Here is an 18,942-nt window from a genome sequence, read left to right on the forward strand (position 1 = left end):
GAGATTTCGAAGCTTACCTATAATGAAAAGAATTGGGCTACGTTTATAGATAGTCTATCTACTATCGCAGAGAATAATAATGTAAAAATTTATGCTATTCATAGTGATAAACGGATGCCTAGTGTAGAACAAAAATTCGTTCCCGAAGCCTTATTAGATATAAGCGTCCAGTTTGAGGGAGCATTTGCTAATGTACTTAAATACATAAATTTAATTGAACAATCAGAAATGATTGTAGATGTAAATAAGATGGATATTAATGCTACTAAAAATGGTAAGATAGGTGGCAAAATAGGCATATCTATCTGGGGAGTAAACTACAAATGAAAAAGCTAATTTTATGCTCCATATTAATTATTAACGCATTGATTGCAGACCAAGAAGGGAAAGTCGCATCTGTAGTAGGAGACGCTAGGGGCAATTATGAGGTCGAATACGATAAGATATTCAATGATCTTAGCAAGCCTAGGATAGGTCTTAGCGACGAGCAAATAGCTTCGTTGCAAGATCCATTTTATCAAAAAGAACCTAATGCCCCGAAAGAAGCCAAGCAGCAAGTTGATCTAGGTTATGAACTAGTTGGGATAATGGGCGATAAGGTTAAATTGAATGATAAATGGTATAGCTTGGGCGAGTATGTCGGCTCATATAAAATCACGCAAATTACCAGCAATAGTGTTATGATCGTTAGCGATGATGACACCAAAGTTGAATTAAAACTAAAACAAGGAAGTCAAAATGTCATTATTACATATAAGTAAGAAGTTTAGCATAGCAGCTATGCTTGCTTTGTCCGTTACGGCTACTAGTCTATCTGCTGCTCCTGCTGTAAGCAATTGCGACAGGAAGGCGCTAAACATTAAAATTAACGATACTGTTACGTTAAATGAGATGCTAACTCAGCTATCCGATATGTGCCGTTTTTCAGTGGTAGCGAAGGATGCTATTGCTCAAGAGGAGATGAGTAAACCGCTACAGGGCGTTAGTATCAAAGACCTTTCTTTGCGTGAAGTTTTGGACTTGCTGATTAGAGAAAATAATTTGAGCTATGAGTATTCTAACGGTATAGTTAAAATTTCTGCATTGGAGACTAGAACTTTTAAAGTCGACTATATTACTTCTGTTCGTGAAGGAACTGCAGTTACTAAGTCTTCTGTAGATTCTGCTCCTACAAAAGTCGATGATGATAATGATGACTCTACTAGGACAGATGATAATAAAATTACTGCGAAAGAAAAATTTGATTTTTGGGAGAAAATTAGCGATGAGATTACAGCTATTCTAAATAATGGAACTGAAAAATATGTCGCAGTTGCTCCTATAATAAATCAAAATGCAGGCTTAGTAACCGTTACAGGTATGAAGTCCCAGATTGCTCGTGTGGATAAATATTTAAATGGTATGCAAAAGCGTCTTGGTCGCCAGGTATTATTAGATGTAAATATTATCTCCGTCGAGCTGAATAATGAATATACTACCGGTATTGATTGGAGTAAATTTCAATTGGGATTTAATACCTATGTGGGTGGAAATCCTACTACACCTTCGGGTTATCATATAACAAACGGTAATAGAGGAAAAGCTAGTGATACTCATGGAACTTGGACTATAGGAGCTAATCTGAATTTCAATATTGACGGTTTGATCAATTTTCTAGAGACTAAAGGTAAAACAAAGATTATCTCTAGTCCCAAGGTGACTACAATGAATAATCAGCCTGCTATTATTTCTGTGGGTGATACTATTAACTATGTATTACAATCTACTACTAAGAGTGACACCGGCGTTGCGGATAGCAATACACAATCGGATGATCAATATTCAATATTTGTAGGTATTCTTTTGAATATCTTGCCTGAGATTTCAGATGACAATAGAATTATGTTGCGTATAAATCCATCCCTAAGTGCTCTTAAATATGCAGAAGATAATGTAAGGCAAGTTGATCAGAATGGTAGAACCGGCAGAAGAGATATTGCACCGGATACTTTGCAAAAGAAGCTCTCAAGCGTTGTTTGGGTAGATGATGGTGATACTGTAATTTTAGGCGGCCTAATCGGTGCTACTAAAACAAAGAACAATACTAGGGTGCCTGTGCTAGCCGAAATTCCGCTAATCGGAAACCTTTTCAAAAGCACTGCCGATGTTTTGAGCACGTCGGAGCTAATATTTGTAGTAACTCCACATATCATCGACAATACTGGCGCGCCGCTTGCTACTTCGCTTAAAGAGCTAGGTTACTCAAAATCCATCTACGAAAATGAGTAATAACTATACGGCGATCAAGGAGATATTTATTGAGGATAACGAAGTCTCGGACTTCGTTAATCTCGATAAATCGACCCTTGCTTATCATAAAATTTTAAATGCTTTGCAAAAGCCGTTAAAACTTATACTTTTTTACGGCAAACCGGGCTGTGGCAAGACATTTTTGCTTAATAAGATCAAAGTCGATCTTGAAAAAAAGGTAAGAGTCGTATTTGTGCCGCAGCCGTTTTTTGATGAGAAAGAATTTTTCTTAGAGCTTTATTCGCAGATTTTTCATTCTACTCCTAGCGAGCCGATTGATAATTATGAAAATTTTATGCGGGTTTATAGAGAGAGATTTGGAATTTCTACTAACGTAGGGGCGGTAGAGCAGGTTGTTATTTTGCTTGACGAAGCTCAGCTGTATCCCGGAAATTTGATAGAAAAAATTCGCCTTATGGCAGATACTAGATTATTTAAATTTTTATTTACAGTGCATAAGACGGACGAGGAAGATCGCCTCGCAAAGGATTATTTTAAAACTAGAATTTGGGAGAGTATCGAGCTTCCTAATTCAAATTTAGGCGAAGTCAAGCTGTATATTGAAAAAAAGCTTGTGCTTCATGGCTTTCAACAATACTATTTTATGTTTAGCGACGATAATTTCGATTTGATTTTAAATTTAACGGATGGCAATATGAGGAACATCAACAAGCTTATGTATAAGATGTATGAGCTTTTTGAGTATTACGAAGTAAATAAACCTACGGAAATTAGTTTTTCGCAGATTAATAATAAAATTATAGAGATGGCAGCGATAGGCTCGGGGATAATAAATGCTTGAATTTTACGAAGTAAATGAACTTGAAAAAAAATGGGAAGAGTATAACAAAAACAGAAAGCAGTTTTCTTTCCTGAAATCTAAGCCAAATTTCGTATTGAGATTTGACAAGACGATTTTGGGGCTTTTGATATTGATCTCGGTTGCGATCGGAGCGATATTCTGGCTGCTTAAAGACAGTGATAGCGTCAGTATGGCAAGTATCAATCAAAATATTGAGGATAAGAGTGGAGCTACAAATTCTGCTAATGATGCCGAGCAGCAGGCGGCAGATCTTGCAGTGCAAAATAATATCTCCAAAGAAGATTATAATATCAGTGCTCCTAAAGTTGCTCGTACTTCTAAGCACGAAAAGGAACGTCCAAGCTTAAATTTAAACGACGTAGGTGTGCTATCCAGCGAGGATTCCGGTGGATTTAAGATAACCAATAATTACGAAAATGGCGGAAACTATGGCGGGCAGGCTCAGGCGCAGAATTTCGGCGGTCAAAATTTTGGCGGACAGAATTTTGGCAATCAAAATGCTCCTACGTTTAACGTACCTAATACCAATAACGCAGCTTTTGCAAATCAGCCACCTAAAAACGAGGTTATAGATTTTGGACGCGCTCCATTGCCGCCTAAATCAAATTTCTCTGGAGGTTCTACAAATACCGCAAGTAGCGCTCCACTAAGTTCTAGAATTGAGATAAAAACTTCAAATTTAAGCGAAGATAAGCAGAGCTTGGAGAGCAAATTTTATGCGACGAATAAGATTGAGTATTCGCTATCGCTAGCCGAAGAAGCGTATAATAAGAAAGACTACGACAATGCGATCAAATGGGCTCTTACGTCAAATGAGCTTGATAAGGACAACGTCGCCAGCTGGATAATTTTTGCTAAAGCCAATTATAAAAAGGGTCGTAAGGAAGACGCGCTTTACGCTCTTGAGACCTTTAATGCAAAGGCGAAAAATAGCGAAATTTCTAGCCTGATTTCAAAGATAAGAAGCGATAAACTATGAAAATTTTATATATTTTAGCTTTTGCGATCGCGTCGTTATTTGCAGTTAGTGCCGATGACGTGCGCAACTGGGATCAGATCGGTCAGTATAACCGTATCTGCCAAGAAAGCGTGCGAAATTTATTCATCGAGGAGCAAAGCGAGGCACTTGCAAATATGTATGCCAAGGCGTGCCTGAAGATGGACAAAGTAAACGAACTTGTAGTGCCTACGGTGATGCTTTATAAGACGAAAGAGGCTCGCGAGAATGCTTCTCTTTATTCGACTATAATTTTTCAAAAAAAGATGCTTTATTTAGCGCTTTGCGACGGCGTAGACATAAGCTATATAAGAACGCCTAAGATCAATTATATTTTGTCTGAAATTTTTGATAAATTTACGGAGAGAGCATACGTAAAAAAGAGTGATACGTATGTCTTTACCCTAGAAAACGGCGAGCGCGCCGAGCTTTTTATCAAAGAAGAGGAAGAGGTAAAAAAGATGGTAATTGCAATTTATGCTGGCGATAAGCTCAGCTCGATTAAAATTTATTGGTGATCGCGATGACAAAGATTGAAGAGCAGATTGTTGCGATTTTAATACGAAACAATATCCTTACTAGCACCGTTGTTCCGGAAATTAAAGATAAGATGGATATCGGCTTGACGCTAGGCGAGGTTTTAGTCGGAGATAACTATCTAAGCCAGGATGATTTTTGCTCGATTTTAGTTGAGTTATACAAGCGTCGTCAGATAGCATTTGACGATATAAGCGAAAAATTTTCGATGGATCCGAAGGAATTTTTGCAAATTCTAGCCAAGAAAATGAACCTGTCGTATATGAATTTGGACGATATCGATATAGACTTCAGGCTATCGGAGCGCACTCCTACTGCACAACTTAAAAGATACGGCGTGATACCGGTTAAAGCGGATGATCTGAATATTTACGTTGCTTTTTCTGATCCGTTTAATCTTGAGTCGCAAGATAAAGCGCAGGCTATGTTTAGCAAACAGCTGCTTAAAATCGTAGTAGCCGATCCAAATCAGGTAAATAAATATCTATCTAAGCTTGAGCTTTCAGAGAGCATTAAAGGGCTCGTAGCGGAGATCCGCAAAGAGCTTGCTAACACCGGCGGTAGCGGAAGCAGCGATGATACCTCGGCGATTTTGAAGCTCATTGAGATGATAATTAGCCAGTCTATTAAGATGCGCGGTAGCGATATTCACATCGAGCCTACCGAGAATAACTGCGTCGTGCGCACCAGAATCGACGGAATGCTCGCTGAAATTTTTATCTTTGATAAAGATATCTATCCGCCGCTAGTAAGCCGATTGAAGCTACTTTCGAATATGGATATCGCCGAGCGCCGCAAGCCGCAGGACGGCAGGTTTAGTATGAAAATTTCAGGTCGCGAATATGACTTTCGTATCTCGACGCTGCCTATTATCAATGGCGAATCTACCGTTATGCGTATCCTCGATAAATCCAAGGTTATCATCAGCCTGGAAAAGCTCGGTATGCACCCTGATAGCTTTAAGAAATTTAATAACGCTATGAAAGCTCCATACGGTATTATCTTGGTTACCGGACCTACGGGAAGCGGTAAGTCTACGACGCTATATGCGGCGCTAAACGATATTAAAAATATCGATACTAAGGTTATTACTGTAGAAGATCCGGTCGAGTATCAAGTAAATTTAATCCAACAAGTTCAAGTTAACGAAAAAGCAGGTCTTACATTCGCTTCAGCACTGCGCTCGATCTTAAGACAAGATCCTGACATCATAATGATCGGTGAGATCCGTGATCAAGAGACCCTTAGAATTGCGATCCAAGCCGCTCTTACGGGGCACTTGGTTTTCTCGACCCTACACACCAATGACGCTATTAGCGCGATTCCGCGAATAGTCGATATGGGCATCGAAGCCTATCTTATAAGCGGTTCGCTCATTGCCGTCGAGGCGCAGCGTCTCGTGCGAAAGCTTTGCCCGCACTGTAAGCAGCCTACAAATCTGCCTAAATCGATGCTTGATCAGCTGAAGGAATTCTTGCCTGAAAAATACACATTTTTCAAGGCTGTGGGTTGTGATCAATGCGGTCAGACGGGCTACATGGGGCGTGAAATGATTAGTGAAATTTTGCCTATTACTGATAAAATGCAGAGCCTGATCGCTAACGGTGGCTCAAAGGACGATATGAGAGTCTTAGCGAAGGAGGAGGGTTTTATAGATATGTTTGAAGACGGTGTTATACGTGCTGCGCGCGGAGTAACTAGTATAGAAGAAATTTATAGGGTGGCCAAACAATGAAAAAGCAATTAGAAGTCGAATATCACGCCAAGGGCACAAGAAAAAAGATGTTCTTGCAAGCTAGCGACAAGGTGCAAGCAAGTAATTTAATGAAGCAGCGCGTAGGCGGAACTATCGTTAAAAGAGGCGAAACCCAGGTTCTAGCTAATACGGGCGGTGATTTTAAGGCGCAAGTTTCGCGTATGCTAGGTGGAAGTGGAAGAGTTAGAACGATGCCGTTAGTAGCGTCGATTCGCCAACTTTCGGTTATGACGAATGCAGGAATTTCGATCCACGACTCGATCAAAGAGGTCGCAAGAGCGGCAGAGGATAAGACGCTAAAAGAGATTTTTAGCGCTATGAACGATGATCTTAACGCGGGTCTTAGCTTGACAGAGTCTACGGAGAAATTTAGAGGGCAGCTCGGCGATGTTGTCGTTGCGATGGTAAGTCTGGGCGAAGCTACCGGTAATATGGCAGAATCCCTAGCCAAGCTTGCCGCCATGCTTCAAGAGCTTTGGGAGAACCAGCGTAAATTTAAAAAGGCGATGCGATATCCGATGATACTTATGATCGTTATGGCGATCGCGTTTTCTATTTTAATGATGTATGTCGTGCCGAAATTCCGCGAAATTTTCGAAGAGCTCGGCGCGGATCTGCCGCTGCCTACTAGAATTTTACTCGGTATCGAAAGCACTCTTAATAATTATGGAATTTTCGTTTTAGCGGGTATCATACTTACCATCGTAGGTCTTAGATGGGCGTATAGGAATAATCCTGAATTTAAGAAAGGTTGGGATAAGTGGATTTTGAAGGTTTATCTATTCGGTAAGATCATATTTTTTTCGACAATGTCGCGATTCATGCTGATTTTTACAGAGCTCGTGCGAGCGGGTATTCCTATCGCAGATGCGCTGGATACATCTGTTTTAATGGTGGATAATCATACTTTAAAAGAGAAACTCTCTACCGTTAAAATTGCCGTACAGCAAGGCGTGAGCCTAACAGAGGCGTTTAACAATACAGGGCTTTATGAGAGTATGCTTATTCAGATGATCAGCGCGGGCGAGCAGGCCGGTAACCTCGATAAGATGCTTGGCAACGTCACGGATTATTATAAAGAGAAATTTGACGACATCATCGATAATATCTCAAGTTACGTCGAGCCGATCATGCTATTTTTCATGGCGGGTATGGTTCTTCTTTTGGCTCTAGGTATCTTTATGCCTATGTGGGATCTGGGCAAAGCCGTCAAGAGCTAACCCTTTTAATTCTGCGCCTGCGAGGGCGCGGAATTTTATCAAAGCATTAAAATTTCATCCTTCAAATAAAATTTTAACCTTCGTTTAGCTAAAATACCGCTTTAAATTTAAGGATCAATCATAGTTAAAGAAGTATATTTTATCGTCGTATCGGCTATCATAATATTTTTTGGGCTTGCTACTATTGCGCCCGATTCTGCGCTCGTAGGCAGCGCGGGCAACGCCATCCGCTCGTTCAATACCCAGCTATTCGGCTATTTTGCATACATCTATCCGCTATTTTTGCTCGCCTTGGCATACGTAGCCTATAAGCATTTTCGCGGTTTTGACTTTAGATTTTTTGAGTTTAGTATCGGCGCAATTTTGCTGTTTTTTACCATTTTGATGGTGCAGTCGAGTCTATTCGGTGCTAGCGGCGGAGCAGTTGGCAGTTTCGCGGTGGACGGACTTAGGCGAATGATCGGAAGCGTTGGCGTGTGGATTTTTAATATTACGATTTTTGTGCTTTCGCTAGTGCTGATATTTGAAGATCGCTTTACTGACATCGTCAAAAACTGCTTCGTGGGCTCAAGAGACGAAGGCACGCAGGATGATGAAATTTACGACGATCTCGTAAACGATATAGATCTTGCAACCAAGCGGCAAGAGGGCGATCTTGAAATTTCCGCAAGAAGGGGCGAGGCTGTGAAATATCCCTCCGAGCAGAGTCTTTATAATACAAAAAATTCCGATGCGTCGTACGGGGCTACAGACGAGCTCGCATTGTCCAAGCAGAGCGGCTTTGCGGGGCAGGGCGGATCCGACGAGCGGGGCTTTGGCGGCGAGGATATGAAAGCCGCAGAGCTTAAAATGCCGCAAAAGGGAAAGCCGAGCAGGCTAAAAAGGGTCGAGCGCCTAAGCGAGGTCGCCGAAAACAAAAGGCTTTTGGATCAGCTCGATAAGGGCAGAGTGGCTAAGCCCAAGGATTTTAAGCTGCCGCCTCTTGATTTTTTAAACTTGCCGCCGAAAAAGAAAAGTAGCATCGATGAGAGCGAGATCGATCGTAAAATTTACGACCTGCTCGATAAACTGCGTAAATTTAAGATCGACGGCGACGTGGTGCGGACCTATTCGGGCCCAGTCGTTACGACATTTGAGTTTCGCCCCGCCGCGCATATCAAGGTAAGTAAAATTTTAACGCTGCAAGACGATCTCGCGATGGCGCTTCGGGCACAGACCATCCGCATCCAAGCGCCGGTTCCTGGTAAAGACGTCGTGGGTATCGAGATACCGAATCAAAATATCGATACAATCTATCTTCGCGAAATTTTAGAAAGCGACGTATTTAAAAGCGCCTCGAGCCCGCTTACCATCGTGCTTGGCAAGGACATCGTGGGCCAGCCTTTCGTCACCGATCTTAAGAAGCTGCCGCACCTTCTCATCGCAGGCACCACGGGAAGCGGCAAGAGCGTGGGCATCAACGCCATGCTTTTAAGCCTTTTGTATCGCAACTCGCCCAAAAGCCTGCGCCTTATAATGATCGATCCCAAGATGCTCGAGTTTAGCATCTACAATGACATCCCGCACCTACTGACGCCCGTAATCACGCAGCCTAAGCAGGCGATCATCGCGCTAAGTAACCTTGTCGCCGAGATGGAGCAGCGCTACTCGCTCATGGCGCAAAACAGGACGAAAAATATCGACAACTACAACGAAAAGATGCTGCGCGAGGGAGGTGAAATTTTGCCTTACATTGTCGTTATCATCGACGAGCTCGCGGATCTGATGATGACGAGCGGCAAGGACGTGGAGCACTACATCGCGCGTCTGGCGCAGATGGCGCGCGCCAGCGGCATCCATCTCATCGTAGCGACGCAGCGTCCTAGCGTGGATGTCGTCACGGGGCTGATAAAGGCGAATCTGCCTAGCCGCATCAGCTTCCGAGTGGGCTCGAAGGTCGATAGCAAGGTTATTTTGGATCAGATGGGCGCAGACAGCCTGCTTGGGCGGGGCGATATGCTGTTTACGCCGCCTACCGCGCCGGGGCTCATCCGCCTGCACGCGCCGTTTACGACCGAGAATGAGATCAACAAGATCGCGGAATTTTTAAAAGCGCAAGAAAGCGTCGTTTATGACGAGCGATTTTTGATCGAAAACGAGGGCGCCAAGCAAGAGGGCGGCATAATTAATCCGCAAAATATCGTGCTTGACGAGCTTTATGACGAGGCGAAGGCGATTGTTTTAGAGGAGGAGAAGACCTCGATCAGCTACCTGCAGCGCCGCTTGCGTATCGGATACAACCGCGCCGCGACGATCATCGAGCAGCTCGAACAGATGGGCGTTTTAAGCGAGATCAACGCCAAAGGCCAGCGCGACATAATCAAGTAAGCTTTAAAATTTCGATGAAATTTAAGCGGCGAAATTTTGAAATTTATTGGATTTACGGCGTCGGAATTTTAAAATTTAATCGATCTGCGTCGGTAAAATTTTAAAATTTATCGGATTTGAAGCGGCGAAATTTTGAAATTTTTTGATCTGTATGGCGGATTTTAAATTTTAAAATTTGCGTGTCTTACAGCTCGCACTTGTGCCTCTGTGGCTATGGCAAGGTAGATGGTTTACATGGATGCGAGGATGCGTCAAAGTTCTTTGCGGTGCGGCAGGCGCTTCGAAGTAGAGCTCGGCAGGTACAAACAGCGTGTTTTGCAGCTTGCATTTGCGGCGTGCTCGCTGTCTAAATTTATAATAAATTTATAAGGTGTAGTTTAATTGCGCGCTGTGTTCTTGGCGCCAAATTTTAATCGCGGCGTGAAATTTTAGAGTGCAAGCGGAGCAGAAACAGGGCAGGGTTTTAAAATTGAGCGCTAAAAATTTTGCGATTTTAAATTTTATAAATTTATAGAGCCCCGCAGAATTTAAAATTTTAAAATTTCGCTTCTTTTTGGACTTTTGAATTTTGAAATTTTAAAATTTGCCGCAGCGGACCTGAATTTTAAATCGCGCCGCGCCGATATGAAACATCTTGCGACTGCGCAAGTAGGAGAAATTGCCAGAGGCTAGCTTGTCGCGCGCGAGTACATGAGTGAAAAATTCGTTGTGTGCTGAAGACTAGTATCGAAGTATTGCGGTTGTGCGTGGCGACTGATTTACGACGCGAGTGCTCGCGCCGCACGCCAAAAACCGATGGATCGTGAACGGCGCGACAAAGCTGTTTGGCGCGCGGTGTTTTGTCGGGCGTGTTTCGTAGTGCGGCTGCATATGGCATGTTTTGCGAGCGAGTGCTTACAATAAATGCTCTGCGGCGTAAAATTTTGCAACTACCGTGCACGATTTTGCATGGTCGCGGTTTGCAACCTTGCTATCGTGCGACGAAAGCCGCCTTGTGTAAGAAGAATGCGTACTTGCAAGGCGACGCAGGACGTGCTTTAGGGTGCGCTATCCCGCAGCGTGCGCTGCCAAAGTCGCCTATGTGTGAGGATAAAATTCGCGCCGCGCGTCAAAGATGCACGATCGTGCTGCGCGCCAAAAGACAATATGTGGTCGTGCCGTACGCTTTTTAAAAGGTGGTGCCGCGATCGGCGCCGTGCGGCAGGGGCGCGATGCGAGGTTTGAGCCTCTCGCGGCAGAGAAGCGTGCACGGCGCACGTAAATGCGAATAAATTTTAAAATGGAGAGATGATTGAGAACCGATAAATGGCTATATTACTTCACCTGCGCGCTCATTACGATCGGCATGATATTTTCGCTGTCGCTGAGCTCCTATACGGTGCTTCTGCTGGGCGCTACACCACTGCATTTTTTTTATCGTCAGTGCGCAGTAGGGATCGCCTGCATCGCGGTGATGTGGATCGTCTCGCGCGCCGATCCCGATAAATGCCTAACGCCGGTGTGCATGTCGCTTTTTGCGATAATGGGGATTTTGATGCTCGCGATGGGCTTTTTACCCAAATCCCTGGTCGCCGACGTAAACGGCGCGGCGCGCTGGATCAGACTGCCGTTTTTTAACCTCGCGCCGGTGGAATTTTTCAAGGTGGGTTTCATCTACTTTTTAGCGTGGAGCTTCTCGCGCAAGCTCGATCACTCCAAAAAAAGCATCGGGCGCGAGATCGCGACGCTGCTTCCTTACGTAGCGCTTTTTGGCTTTGTAGTAATCCTAGTCGCCATCGTGCAAAACGATCTGGGACAGGTCGCGGTGCTGGGGCTTACGATGATTTTTATGTCGCTTTTTGCAGGCACTAGCTTCAAGCTCATCGGCTTTAGCTTTATGGGGATTTTGGGGCTTGCTTACGTTTTTATCGTCACGAGCGCGCACAGGGTCGATCGCGTGCGCTCGTGGTGGGGCGGCGTGCAGGATTTCGTACTGTCGTTTATGTCGCCGGAGACCGCTGCCGGGCTGCGCATAGAGGATGCTAGCGCGCCGTATCAGGTCGGACACTCGCTAAATGCGATAAACAACGGCGAGTTTTTCGGACAGGGGCTCGGGCTTGGAAGCTTTAAGCTAGGATATCTAAGCGAGGTGCATACCGACTTCGTGCTCGCAGGTATCGCCGAAGAATGGGGATTTGTCGGGATTTTGCTCATCGTGGCGCTATTTTATGCGATGCTATTTCGCATCTTTCAGACCGCGAGCAAGTCGCCGAGTAACGTAAATTTCCTCTTTTGCCTGGGTATCGGCTTTATGTTTTTCTTTTCGTTCATTATCAATTCCTACGGCATTACGTCGATCTCGCCGGTTAAGGGTATCGCCGTGCCGTTTCTAAGCTACGGCGGCAGCCACCTGCTCGCGGCGTCGTTTGCAGTGGGGCTCGTTTTGATGGCGTCGAAAAGGGCGAAATTTTAAGGCTTTTGCGGGCTTTGGAACGAGTGCGGTTTAAATTTAGACGTAAATTTAGAGCCGAATTGCGCTTAAAATTCTACGCCGAAGCGCGCCTAGGCTCAAATTTAGCGGCGAAATTTTATAAATTTAAAGGAAAAGTATGGTCATAGCAATCAGCGGCGGCGGTACCGGCGGGCATCTGATAATCGCTAAAAATTTAGCCGCCCGCCTTGCGAAGCAGGGCACCAGGACGATCTTCATCGGCTCAAATCGCGGGCAGGATCGCGCGTGGTTTGAGGGTAGCGAGCTTTTTGCGCGCACCTATTTTCTGCAAAGCTCGGGCGTTGTCGATAAAAAGGGCCTTGCCAAGCTAGCCTCGCTGCTAAATATCCTGCGCCTCTCACTTGCGGCGCGTAAAATTTTAAAGCAAAACGGCGTCCGCGCGCTCATCAGCGTGGGCGGATACGGCTCGGCGCCCGCATCCATCGCGGCGATCCTTTCTCGCGTGCCGTTTTTTATCCACGAGCAAAACGCCGTTTGCGGGCGGCTCAATCGCCTATTGAGGCCCTTTGCGCGTGCGTTTTACAGCTCCTATGAAAAGCCCGCGTTTGCTTATCCGATCGCGGATATTTTTTTCGAGACGGCGCGGCCGCGCACGGCGCTTAAGAAGGTCATCTTTTTGGGCGGCTCGCAGGGGGCGAGCTTTATCAACTCACTTGCCGTGGAGCTTGCGCCCAAGCTTTTGGGTCTCGGCTACGGCGTGATCCATCAGTGCGGCGAGCGCGAGTTTGAGCGTATCTCGCAGATCTACGCGCAGCAGGGTCTGGATGTACAGCTAGTGGGCTTTTGCAAAAATATGCACGAGCTTATCGCAAGCGCCGATCTTTGCGTCGGGCGCAGTGGCGCCAGCACGCTGTGGGAGCTTTGCGCAAACGGTCTGCCCGCGATATTTGTGCCGTTTCCGTTCGCGGCGGCGGATCATCAGTTTTATAACGCGAAATTTCTTAAAGAGCGCGGACTTTGCGAAATTTTACGCCAGCAGGATGCGAGCGGCGAGCGGATTTTGGGCTTGATTGAGAGCTTCGACGTGGCACGAGCGAGCAAAGGGCTACTTGAGCTTACTGATCGAAACGGCGCGCAAGCGATAATCGACGACGTAATGAGTAAAATTTAAGGCACTTCTGTTTTTGTGCCTGCGTTTTGCGCGTAAATTTCATCGTAGGGCAGGGCGAATAAATTTCAAAATTTACTTTTTGTGCGCTTTGTTACGCGTAAATATGGCGAAGGAGGGCGAGAAATACAACGCTCTACGAAAGGCGGCGCAAGGATGGCTACACAAGAGCGGCGCAAACGAGAGCGGCGAAAATTTAAATTTGATTTGGGAAAATTTAAGCGGATTTACCCGAGCGCAAATTCGGCTCGGGTAAAATTTGGATTATTTTAGTAATTCATACATATCGCAAGCTTCTTGAAAATATTTTGCTTTGTCAGTATTTTTATAAGCTCACAAGTTTTCTTATAATATTGCGCAGCTTCGTCATTATATTCATACTGATAAATAATTTTAGCTATATCATTGCACGCATACGGATATCCGTCGTTGCAAGACTTTTTATAATACTCGCCACCTTTTTCTTCATCTTTGCGCATTTTTCTATATCTATCGTACCCTATCCCCTTCAAAATACATTTTTCCTAACCTACAATATAACTCATCAAGCTTACCGTCATAAGCTGTGTTGAACAATTCAAAAGCTTTTTTTATCGTCTTTCTCTGCGCCAAGTCCTTCAAGATACATATATCCTAGATAAAAGCAAGCCTCTATAACATCAGATTTATCCTCTTTTTTAACATTGTCTTTTTTACAAGCTTTTTCAAGAAAAAATTTTGCTTTTATATAATCCCTAGGAATATAATCACTAGAGACCATATTTGTACCAAAAAGATATTTTATGCATAACTAAGACAAGTATAGACGCTTCCGCTCTCGCACTCTTTTTTATTCTCTGAAAAATTTTCCATTCTGCAAACGCCAAATTCGCTAGAATCGCTAAAATTAAAATCACTTTTTTCATTCTTTTCTCCTTTGAAATTATTTGTGAATGCAATACGCTAAACACGCAAGTAGAGCCATTATTATGAGCAAAAGAACAATCAGAATAGGAAATCCTATCTTTTTATCTAATTTCTTATCGTGCCAAGTTATTGTTGCATAGACAATAAAGCCCGCTACAGTTATAGTTAATACATTAATCCATAAATCTTTATCTAATATATTAGCCCATGCGCCGCCTACTATACCGCCCAAAATCGATAAAGAAACCTGAACAAAAGCTTCATTTTCTTTATCTCCATTTATATTTTTCGTTTCACTTTCTTTCTTATTGTTGTCCATGCCGTTTTGGGTCAAGGCTTCGTTCCCGTTAATCTTATCCTCAGCCATATTTTTCCTTTCAACCAAAAATTTAGTGCATTCTATCCCCCCCCCTTAAAAATCTATAAAATTTAATTATCAGTTTTTCATTTTCCATTTTTGCAATGAATACTCACTGTAATACGCCCAAATTTTTATTAAAATTTTACGTCGAGCGAGCGGCTATTTCGTAAGTAGCAAATCTAGCAAAATTCCATGCTAAGTTTTAAAATACGTCTCTAAATCTACAAAACTTGATAGGATACATATCAAGTTTATTTATTCTTCTCTTGACAAGATTAGCACTCCATGATATAATCTGCCAAAATTTTTAAAAAGGACCGCATAATGGCAAAGAAAAAATTTAAGACCGAAGTGAATGATCTGCTAAATCTGATGATCCATTCGCTTTATTCAAACAAGGAGATTTTTCTGCGCGAGCTGATTTCAAACGCAAGCGACGCGCTGGATAAATTAAACTATCTAAGCCTTACGAACGACGAATATAAGGCGCTTTCGTATGTGCCGCGCATCGATATAAAGATCGACAAAGAGGCCAAGACGCTAAGCATCGGCGACAACGGCATCGGTATGGACGAGGCCGAGCTCGAGAGCAATCTAGGCACTATCGCGCGCAGTGGCACTAAGGGCTTTATGGCGAGCCTTAGCGGCGATGCGGCGAAGGATAGCAACCTCATCGGACAGTTCGGCGTTGGGTTTTATTCGGCGTTTATGGTTGCAGATCGTATCGAGGTGATCAGCCGCAAGCCGCTCTCGCAGGACGCCTTTAAATGGAGCAGCGACGCGAGCAACTACATGGTCGAAAAGGCGGAGAAAGAGGACTTCGGCACGACGATAATCCTGCATATGAAAGATGAGGAGTTTTTGGACGGCTACAGGCTCGAAGGCATCATCAAAAAATACTCCAACCACATCCCCTATCCGATCTTTATGGATAAGGAAGAATACGTGCCTGCGCAAAAAGAGGGCGAGCAGGGACATAGCGAAATCAAAAACGTCCAGATCAACCGCGCTAGCGCACTTTGGCAGCTGCCGAAAAGCAGCCTAAAGCCGGGCGATTATAATGAATTTTACAAGCAGATCAGCCACGATAGCGGCGATCCGCTGTTTTACATCCACACCAAGGTCGAGGGCACGCACGAATACACGACGCTTTTTTACGTGCCGAGCAGCGAGCCTTTCGATCTATACCGCGTCGATTATCAAAGCGGCGTGAAGCTCTATGTCAAGCGCGTTTTCATCACCGACGACGCCAAAGAGCTGCTGCCTAGCTACCTGCGCTTCGTACGCGGCATAATGGACGTCGAGGATCTGCCGCTAAACGTAAGCCGCGAAATTTTACAAGAAAATCGAATTTTAGCCTATGTCCGCGAACAGAGCGTCAAAAAAATTCTATCCGAGCTAGAAAAGCTTTTGCAAAGCGATCGCGAAAAATACATAAAATTTTACGAATTATTCGGCAAGGTTTTGAAAGAGGGGCTTTACGGCTTCGGCGCCAACAAAGAGGAAATTTTAAAGCTCTGTCTTTTCAAATCAAACATGCGAGACGGACTCATCACGCTTAGCGAGTATAAGGAGAAAATGAAAGAGGGTCAAAAAGAGATCTATTATATCGCGGGAAACAGCGCCGCGATGCTTAAAAGCTCGCCTCTGATCGAGAAATTTAACGCAGAGGGCACGGAGGTGCTGCTCTGCGACGATGAGATCGATACGATCGTGATGCCGGGCGTTTTTGAGTTCGATAAGACGCCGGTTAAAAATGCGACTTCGATCAAGCAGGAGGCTGCGGACGACGATGCAGCGACGCCGCAAGCCAAAGAGATCGCCGCAAAGATCAAAGAAATTTTAGGCGAACGCGTCAAGGACGTTAAAATTTCATCGCGTCTAAGTGGCTCGCTTTCGTGCCTTGTTTTTGACGAGAACGATCCCGATTTTGCGACGCAGCAGCTGCTTAAGCAGATGGGAGGCCGCAATCTGCCGCCTGTAAAGCCGATTTTGGAGATCAACGCGGATCACGAGATCATCAAAAAGCTGCAGGCCGATAAACTGATGCTGCCGCAAGTAGCCGAGATAATCTACGATCTGGCACGCCTTAGCGAGGGGCAGGAGCTGGAAAATCCGAGCGAGTTTATTAAAAACGTAAACGAGCTGATCGCAAAGGCTTTGTAGATTATCTAAATTTAGAGCTTCTATCCGTTATCTAAATTCCGCACGGCTGCATAGGCTGTATAAATCTATGTAGCCTCGCTTTTAAATTTAAAAAGAAATTTCAGCTCGCAAGCTTCACTGCGCTTTCTAAATTTTAAAATTTAAAAGCGGCGAAATTTCACTCTTTGATTTCGGTAAAAATTTTATTCGGCGGCTCGGTTTGACATTTTAGAAATTTTGAGGTTTTGATCGTTTTTATCCGCGAGTCGAGGTCGGGGTGAGAGCTGAAAATATTCGCCAAAGCATGAAATCATAAATCGGGCGATAAATTTCACTATTCATTAATTTAATCTTTACAAAGTTGCGTAATTTTATTTTAAATTTCCCCCTTTTTTATCGCAAACAGCGAGATTGTTTGATATAATTCATTTTATAAATATTTGTAAATCTTTATGAAAGGAGATTTCGAATGAAACTCATCAAACTAAGTTTAGCTGCGGCGGTTTGCGCATGTGCGGTATCCTCGCTAAGCGCGGCGGATAGCGTAGCCGAGGCGATCACTAACGGTAAGTTTGGCGGAACGGTAAAGACCACTTACGCCAATAAAACGGTAGACAATAGAGGCGAAGCCGCTACGGGCGATAACGACTACGAGGCATTCGGCGTGGGTCTTGAACTTGGATATGTCACCGATCCTCTTTACGGCTTTAGAATAGGGCTCACCGGACAGGGCTGGTTGATGCCGTATCACGTAGGCTCAAGCAATAAGACCGCCTACGATAAGGAGTGGTATACCAAGGGTGCGGTATTATCTGAGTTATACCTGGGATACGGCATAGGTAATACCGATATAAAAGCAGGAAGACAATATGTCGTTACTCCGCTGGTAGCAGGCAACTATACGAGGGCGTTTAAAGAAGCTTTCGAGGGCGTGGCGATATCTAATAAAGATATCCCCGATACTACCTTGTGGGGCGGATGGTTTTATAAATTCCAAGGAAGGAGTAAAACCGCTATGGGCGCTCCAGCCGGCGAAGGAAAGGCTCCTTTGTTTAAAGATAGGGTGATTCTGGGTAATATGACCGGTCCTGTCACTGTAAAATTTGAAAATATCTTCTCCGCATACGTTCAAAACAAATCCTTGCCTTATACTACTTTAACCGGCGCTTACGCAGCGGTAACGGACGTAAAACCCGCTAACGCATTAAAAGACGGCGACGTTAGCCTGTATCTTGCCGAGGCAAATGTAAAAGTGCCGGTAGGCGAGGTTTTAAAGCTAGGATTTGATCTTAACTACAAAGGCTCGCGCGTGGACGGAGGGCTGGAGCCAAGAAGGCTTGACGGCGATATGTTCGGCGCAAGAGTCTCGGTTAGTGAGTTTTTCGGATTCGGTCTATCGTATGCCTATACGACCGTTAGCGACGACGATGCTGTTATTTTGGGCGTCGGTAACGGCCCGGGATCATACACCGCTCTGCCTATTAGAGGTCCGTTCGTATTCACGGGATACGCGGGTATGGATATGCATAAGGTCGTGCTTGATTATAACTTCGGCGCTATTGGCCTAGATGGCTTCAAAACCGCACTACACTATGTAAAAGGCGATCAAGACAGAGTAGGCGGCACGAATAATATCAATGCTAGCGGGGCTGCGGGTCAAGCGGTCGGCACCAGCATGGACGTAGAGGGCTGGGCGGTAACGGCAAACTATGCTCCTAAGGCCGTGAAGGGGCTAAGCTTGGGTGTAACTTACACTGCGCTTGAGAGGAGCGACCACTACGCTAGCGGCGTAAATAGAAAGTTTGACGAGAACGAGATATGGTTGCAGGCTGCGTATAAATTTGATCTAAGCGGCAAGTAAAATTTTAAATAGCGGAGAATTTTCCGCTCTTTCTCATCTGCATTATTTTGCATCGTATATGACGCAAAAAAGGGTGTTAAA

The 18,942-nt window shown here is 44.4% G+C and carries 15 protein-coding genes and 1 pseudogene; 13 read left to right on the forward strand and 3 right to left on the reverse strand.

Annotated features, from left to right (window positions below):
• The 11 genes and pseudogenes from KH703_RS01135 to KH703_RS01185 all read left to right on the forward strand — a co-directional run.
• A pseudogene (locus KH703_RS01135) lies at positions 1-327 on the forward strand (hypothetical protein); the annotation flags it as partial.
• Positions 324-761 (forward strand): hypothetical protein, encoded by a 438-nt coding sequence (locus KH703_RS01140; protein ID WP_304293396.1) that lies wholly within the window; start codon positions 324-326, stop codon positions 759-761. The pseudogene KH703_RS01135 and the gene KH703_RS01140, both read left to right, overlap by 4 nt.
• Positions 739-2,268 carry a pilus (MSHA type) biogenesis protein MshL gene (gene mshL / locus KH703_RS01145; protein ID WP_304293399.1) on the forward strand — a complete coding sequence of 510 codons (1,530 nt, stop codon included), beginning with the start codon at positions 739-741 and terminating at the stop codon, positions 2,266-2,268. The genes KH703_RS01140 and mshL overlap by 23 nt, the downstream gene beginning before the upstream one ends.
• Positions 2,261-3,091, forward strand: coding sequence for an ATP-binding protein (locus KH703_RS01150; RefSeq protein WP_005870282.1), 831 nt, complete (start codon positions 2,261-2,263; stop codon positions 3,089-3,091). Before mshL ends, KH703_RS01150 begins: the two co-directional genes overlap by 8 nt.
• Positions 3,084-4,091: a lipopolysaccharide assembly protein LapB gene (locus tag KH703_RS01155; RefSeq protein ID WP_304293405.1), complete on the forward strand. Its 1,008-nt coding sequence runs from the start codon at positions 3,084-3,086 to the stop codon at positions 4,089-4,091. Before KH703_RS01150 ends, KH703_RS01155 begins: the two co-directional genes overlap by 8 nt.
• Positions 4,088-4,627 (forward strand): hypothetical protein, encoded by a 540-nt coding sequence (locus KH703_RS01160; protein ID WP_177389145.1) that lies wholly within the window; start codon positions 4,088-4,090, stop codon positions 4,625-4,627. Before KH703_RS01155 ends, KH703_RS01160 begins: the two co-directional genes overlap by 4 nt.
• Before the next feature lie 5 nt (positions 4,628-4,632).
• Positions 4,633-6,381 (forward strand): GspE/PulE family protein, encoded by a 1,749-nt coding sequence (locus KH703_RS01165; RefSeq protein ID WP_304293408.1) that lies wholly within the window; start codon positions 4,633-4,635, stop codon positions 6,379-6,381.
• Entirely contained in the window at positions 6,378-7,622 is a 1,245-nt protein-coding gene (locus KH703_RS01170) for a type II secretion system F family protein (protein ID WP_304293410.1), read from the forward strand. Before KH703_RS01165 ends, KH703_RS01170 begins: the two co-directional genes overlap by 4 nt.
• A gap of 159 nt (positions 7,623-7,781) precedes the next feature.
• Positions 7,782-9,989 (forward strand): DNA translocase FtsK, encoded by a 2,208-nt coding sequence (locus KH703_RS01175; protein ID WP_304293636.1) that lies wholly within the window; start codon positions 7,782-7,784, stop codon positions 9,987-9,989.
• A gap of 1,291 nt (positions 9,990-11,280) precedes the next feature.
• Positions 11,281-12,441 carry an FtsW/RodA/SpoVE family cell cycle protein gene (locus tag KH703_RS01180; protein WP_177389148.1) on the forward strand — a complete coding sequence of 387 codons (1,161 nt, stop codon included), beginning with the start codon at positions 11,281-11,283 and terminating at the stop codon, positions 12,439-12,441.
• Between the two features lie 136 nt (positions 12,442-12,577).
• Positions 12,578-13,591 carry a UDP-N-acetylglucosamine--N-acetylmuramyl-(pentapeptide) pyrophosphoryl-undecaprenol N-acetylglucosamine transferase gene (locus tag KH703_RS01185; RefSeq protein ID WP_304293412.1) on the forward strand — a complete coding sequence of 338 codons (1,014 nt, stop codon included), beginning with the start codon at positions 12,578-12,580 and terminating at the stop codon, positions 13,589-13,591.
• A 574-nt stretch (positions 13,592-14,165) separates the two neighbouring features.
• Here KH703_RS01185 and KH703_RS01190 read toward each other — a convergent pair.
• Genes KH703_RS01190 through KH703_RS01200 form a run of 3 tightly spaced genes read right to left on the reverse strand, consistent with a single transcriptional unit; the run spans position 14,166 to position 14,861 of the window.
• Positions 14,166-14,348 (reverse strand): hypothetical protein, encoded by a 183-nt coding sequence (locus KH703_RS01190; RefSeq protein WP_304293414.1) that lies wholly within the window; start codon positions 14,346-14,348, stop codon positions 14,166-14,168.
• Entirely contained in the window at positions 14,338-14,493 is a 156-nt protein-coding gene (locus KH703_RS01195; protein WP_304293416.1) for a hypothetical protein, read from the reverse strand. Before KH703_RS01195 ends, KH703_RS01190 begins: the two co-directional genes overlap by 11 nt.
• A gap of 17 nt (positions 14,494-14,510) precedes the next feature.
• Positions 14,511-14,861: a hypothetical protein gene (locus tag KH703_RS01200; RefSeq protein WP_304293418.1), complete on the reverse strand. Its 351-nt coding sequence runs from the start codon at positions 14,859-14,861 to the stop codon at positions 14,511-14,513.
• 318 nt (positions 14,862-15,179) lie between these two features.
• On the opposite strand from KH703_RS01200, the gene htpG reads away from it, so the two are divergent.
• Together htpG and KH703_RS01210 are read left to right on the forward strand one after the other, a co-directional pair.
• Entirely contained in the window at positions 15,180-17,021 is a 1,842-nt protein-coding gene (gene htpG / locus KH703_RS01205) for a molecular chaperone HtpG (RefSeq protein ID WP_304293420.1), read from the forward strand.
• A gap of 448 nt (positions 17,022-17,469) precedes the next feature.
• The gene (locus KH703_RS01210) at positions 17,470-18,861 is read left to right on the forward strand and encodes an OprD family outer membrane porin (RefSeq protein WP_304293422.1); all 1,392 of its coding nucleotides are present in this window, start codon (positions 17,470-17,472) and stop codon (positions 18,859-18,861) included.
• Positions 18,862-18,942: the final 81 nt, after the last annotated feature.

Origin of the sequence: Campylobacter gracilis, assembly GCF_018374135.1 — a bacterium.
In the GTDB taxonomy this organism is placed as follows: domain Bacteria; phylum Campylobacterota; class Campylobacteria; order Campylobacterales; family Campylobacteraceae; genus Campylobacter_B; species Campylobacter_B gracilis_A.

Bases quoted from the DNA above. Each gene is read 5' to 3' on its own strand.
- KH703_RS01195 (WP_304293416.1), bottom strand. From the start codon at position 14,493: ATGAAAAAAGTGATTTTAATTTTAGCGATTCTAGCGAATTTGGCGTTT.
- KH703_RS01160 (WP_177389145.1), top strand. From the start codon at position 4,088: ATGAAAATTTTATATATTTTAGCTTTTGCGATCGCGTCGTTATTTGCA.
- KH703_RS01210 (WP_304293422.1), top strand. From the start codon at position 17,470: ATGAAACTCATCAAACTAAGTTTAGCTGCGGCGGTTTGCGCATGTGCG.
- KH703_RS01185 (WP_304293412.1), top strand. From the start codon at position 12,578: ATGGTCATAGCAATCAGCGGCGGCGGTACCGGCGGGCATCTGATAATC.
- mshL (WP_304293399.1), top strand. From the start codon at position 739: ATGTCATTATTACATATAAGTAAGAAGTTTAGCATAGCAGCTATGCTT.
- htpG (WP_304293420.1), top strand. From the start codon at position 15,180: ATGGCAAAGAAAAAATTTAAGACCGAAGTGAATGATCTGCTAAATCTG.
- KH703_RS01155 (WP_304293405.1), top strand. From the start codon at position 3,084: ATGCTTGAATTTTACGAAGTAAATGAACTTGAAAAAAAATGGGAAGAG.
- KH703_RS01200 (WP_304293418.1), bottom strand. From the start codon at position 14,861: ATGGCTGAGGATAAGATTAACGGGAACGAAGCCTTGACCCAAAACGGC.
- KH703_RS01165 (WP_304293408.1), top strand. From the start codon at position 4,633: ATGACAAAGATTGAAGAGCAGATTGTTGCGATTTTAATACGAAACAAT.
- KH703_RS01140 (WP_304293396.1), top strand. From the start codon at position 324: ATGAAAAAGCTAATTTTATGCTCCATATTAATTATTAACGCATTGATT.
- KH703_RS01150 (WP_005870282.1), top strand. From the start codon at position 2,261: ATGAGTAATAACTATACGGCGATCAAGGAGATATTTATTGAGGATAAC.
- KH703_RS01190 (WP_304293414.1), bottom strand. From the start codon at position 14,348: ATGGTCTCTAGTGATTATATTCCTAGGGATTATATAAAAGCAAAATTT.
- KH703_RS01170 (WP_304293410.1), top strand. From the start codon at position 6,378: ATGAAAAAGCAATTAGAAGTCGAATATCACGCCAAGGGCACAAGAAAA.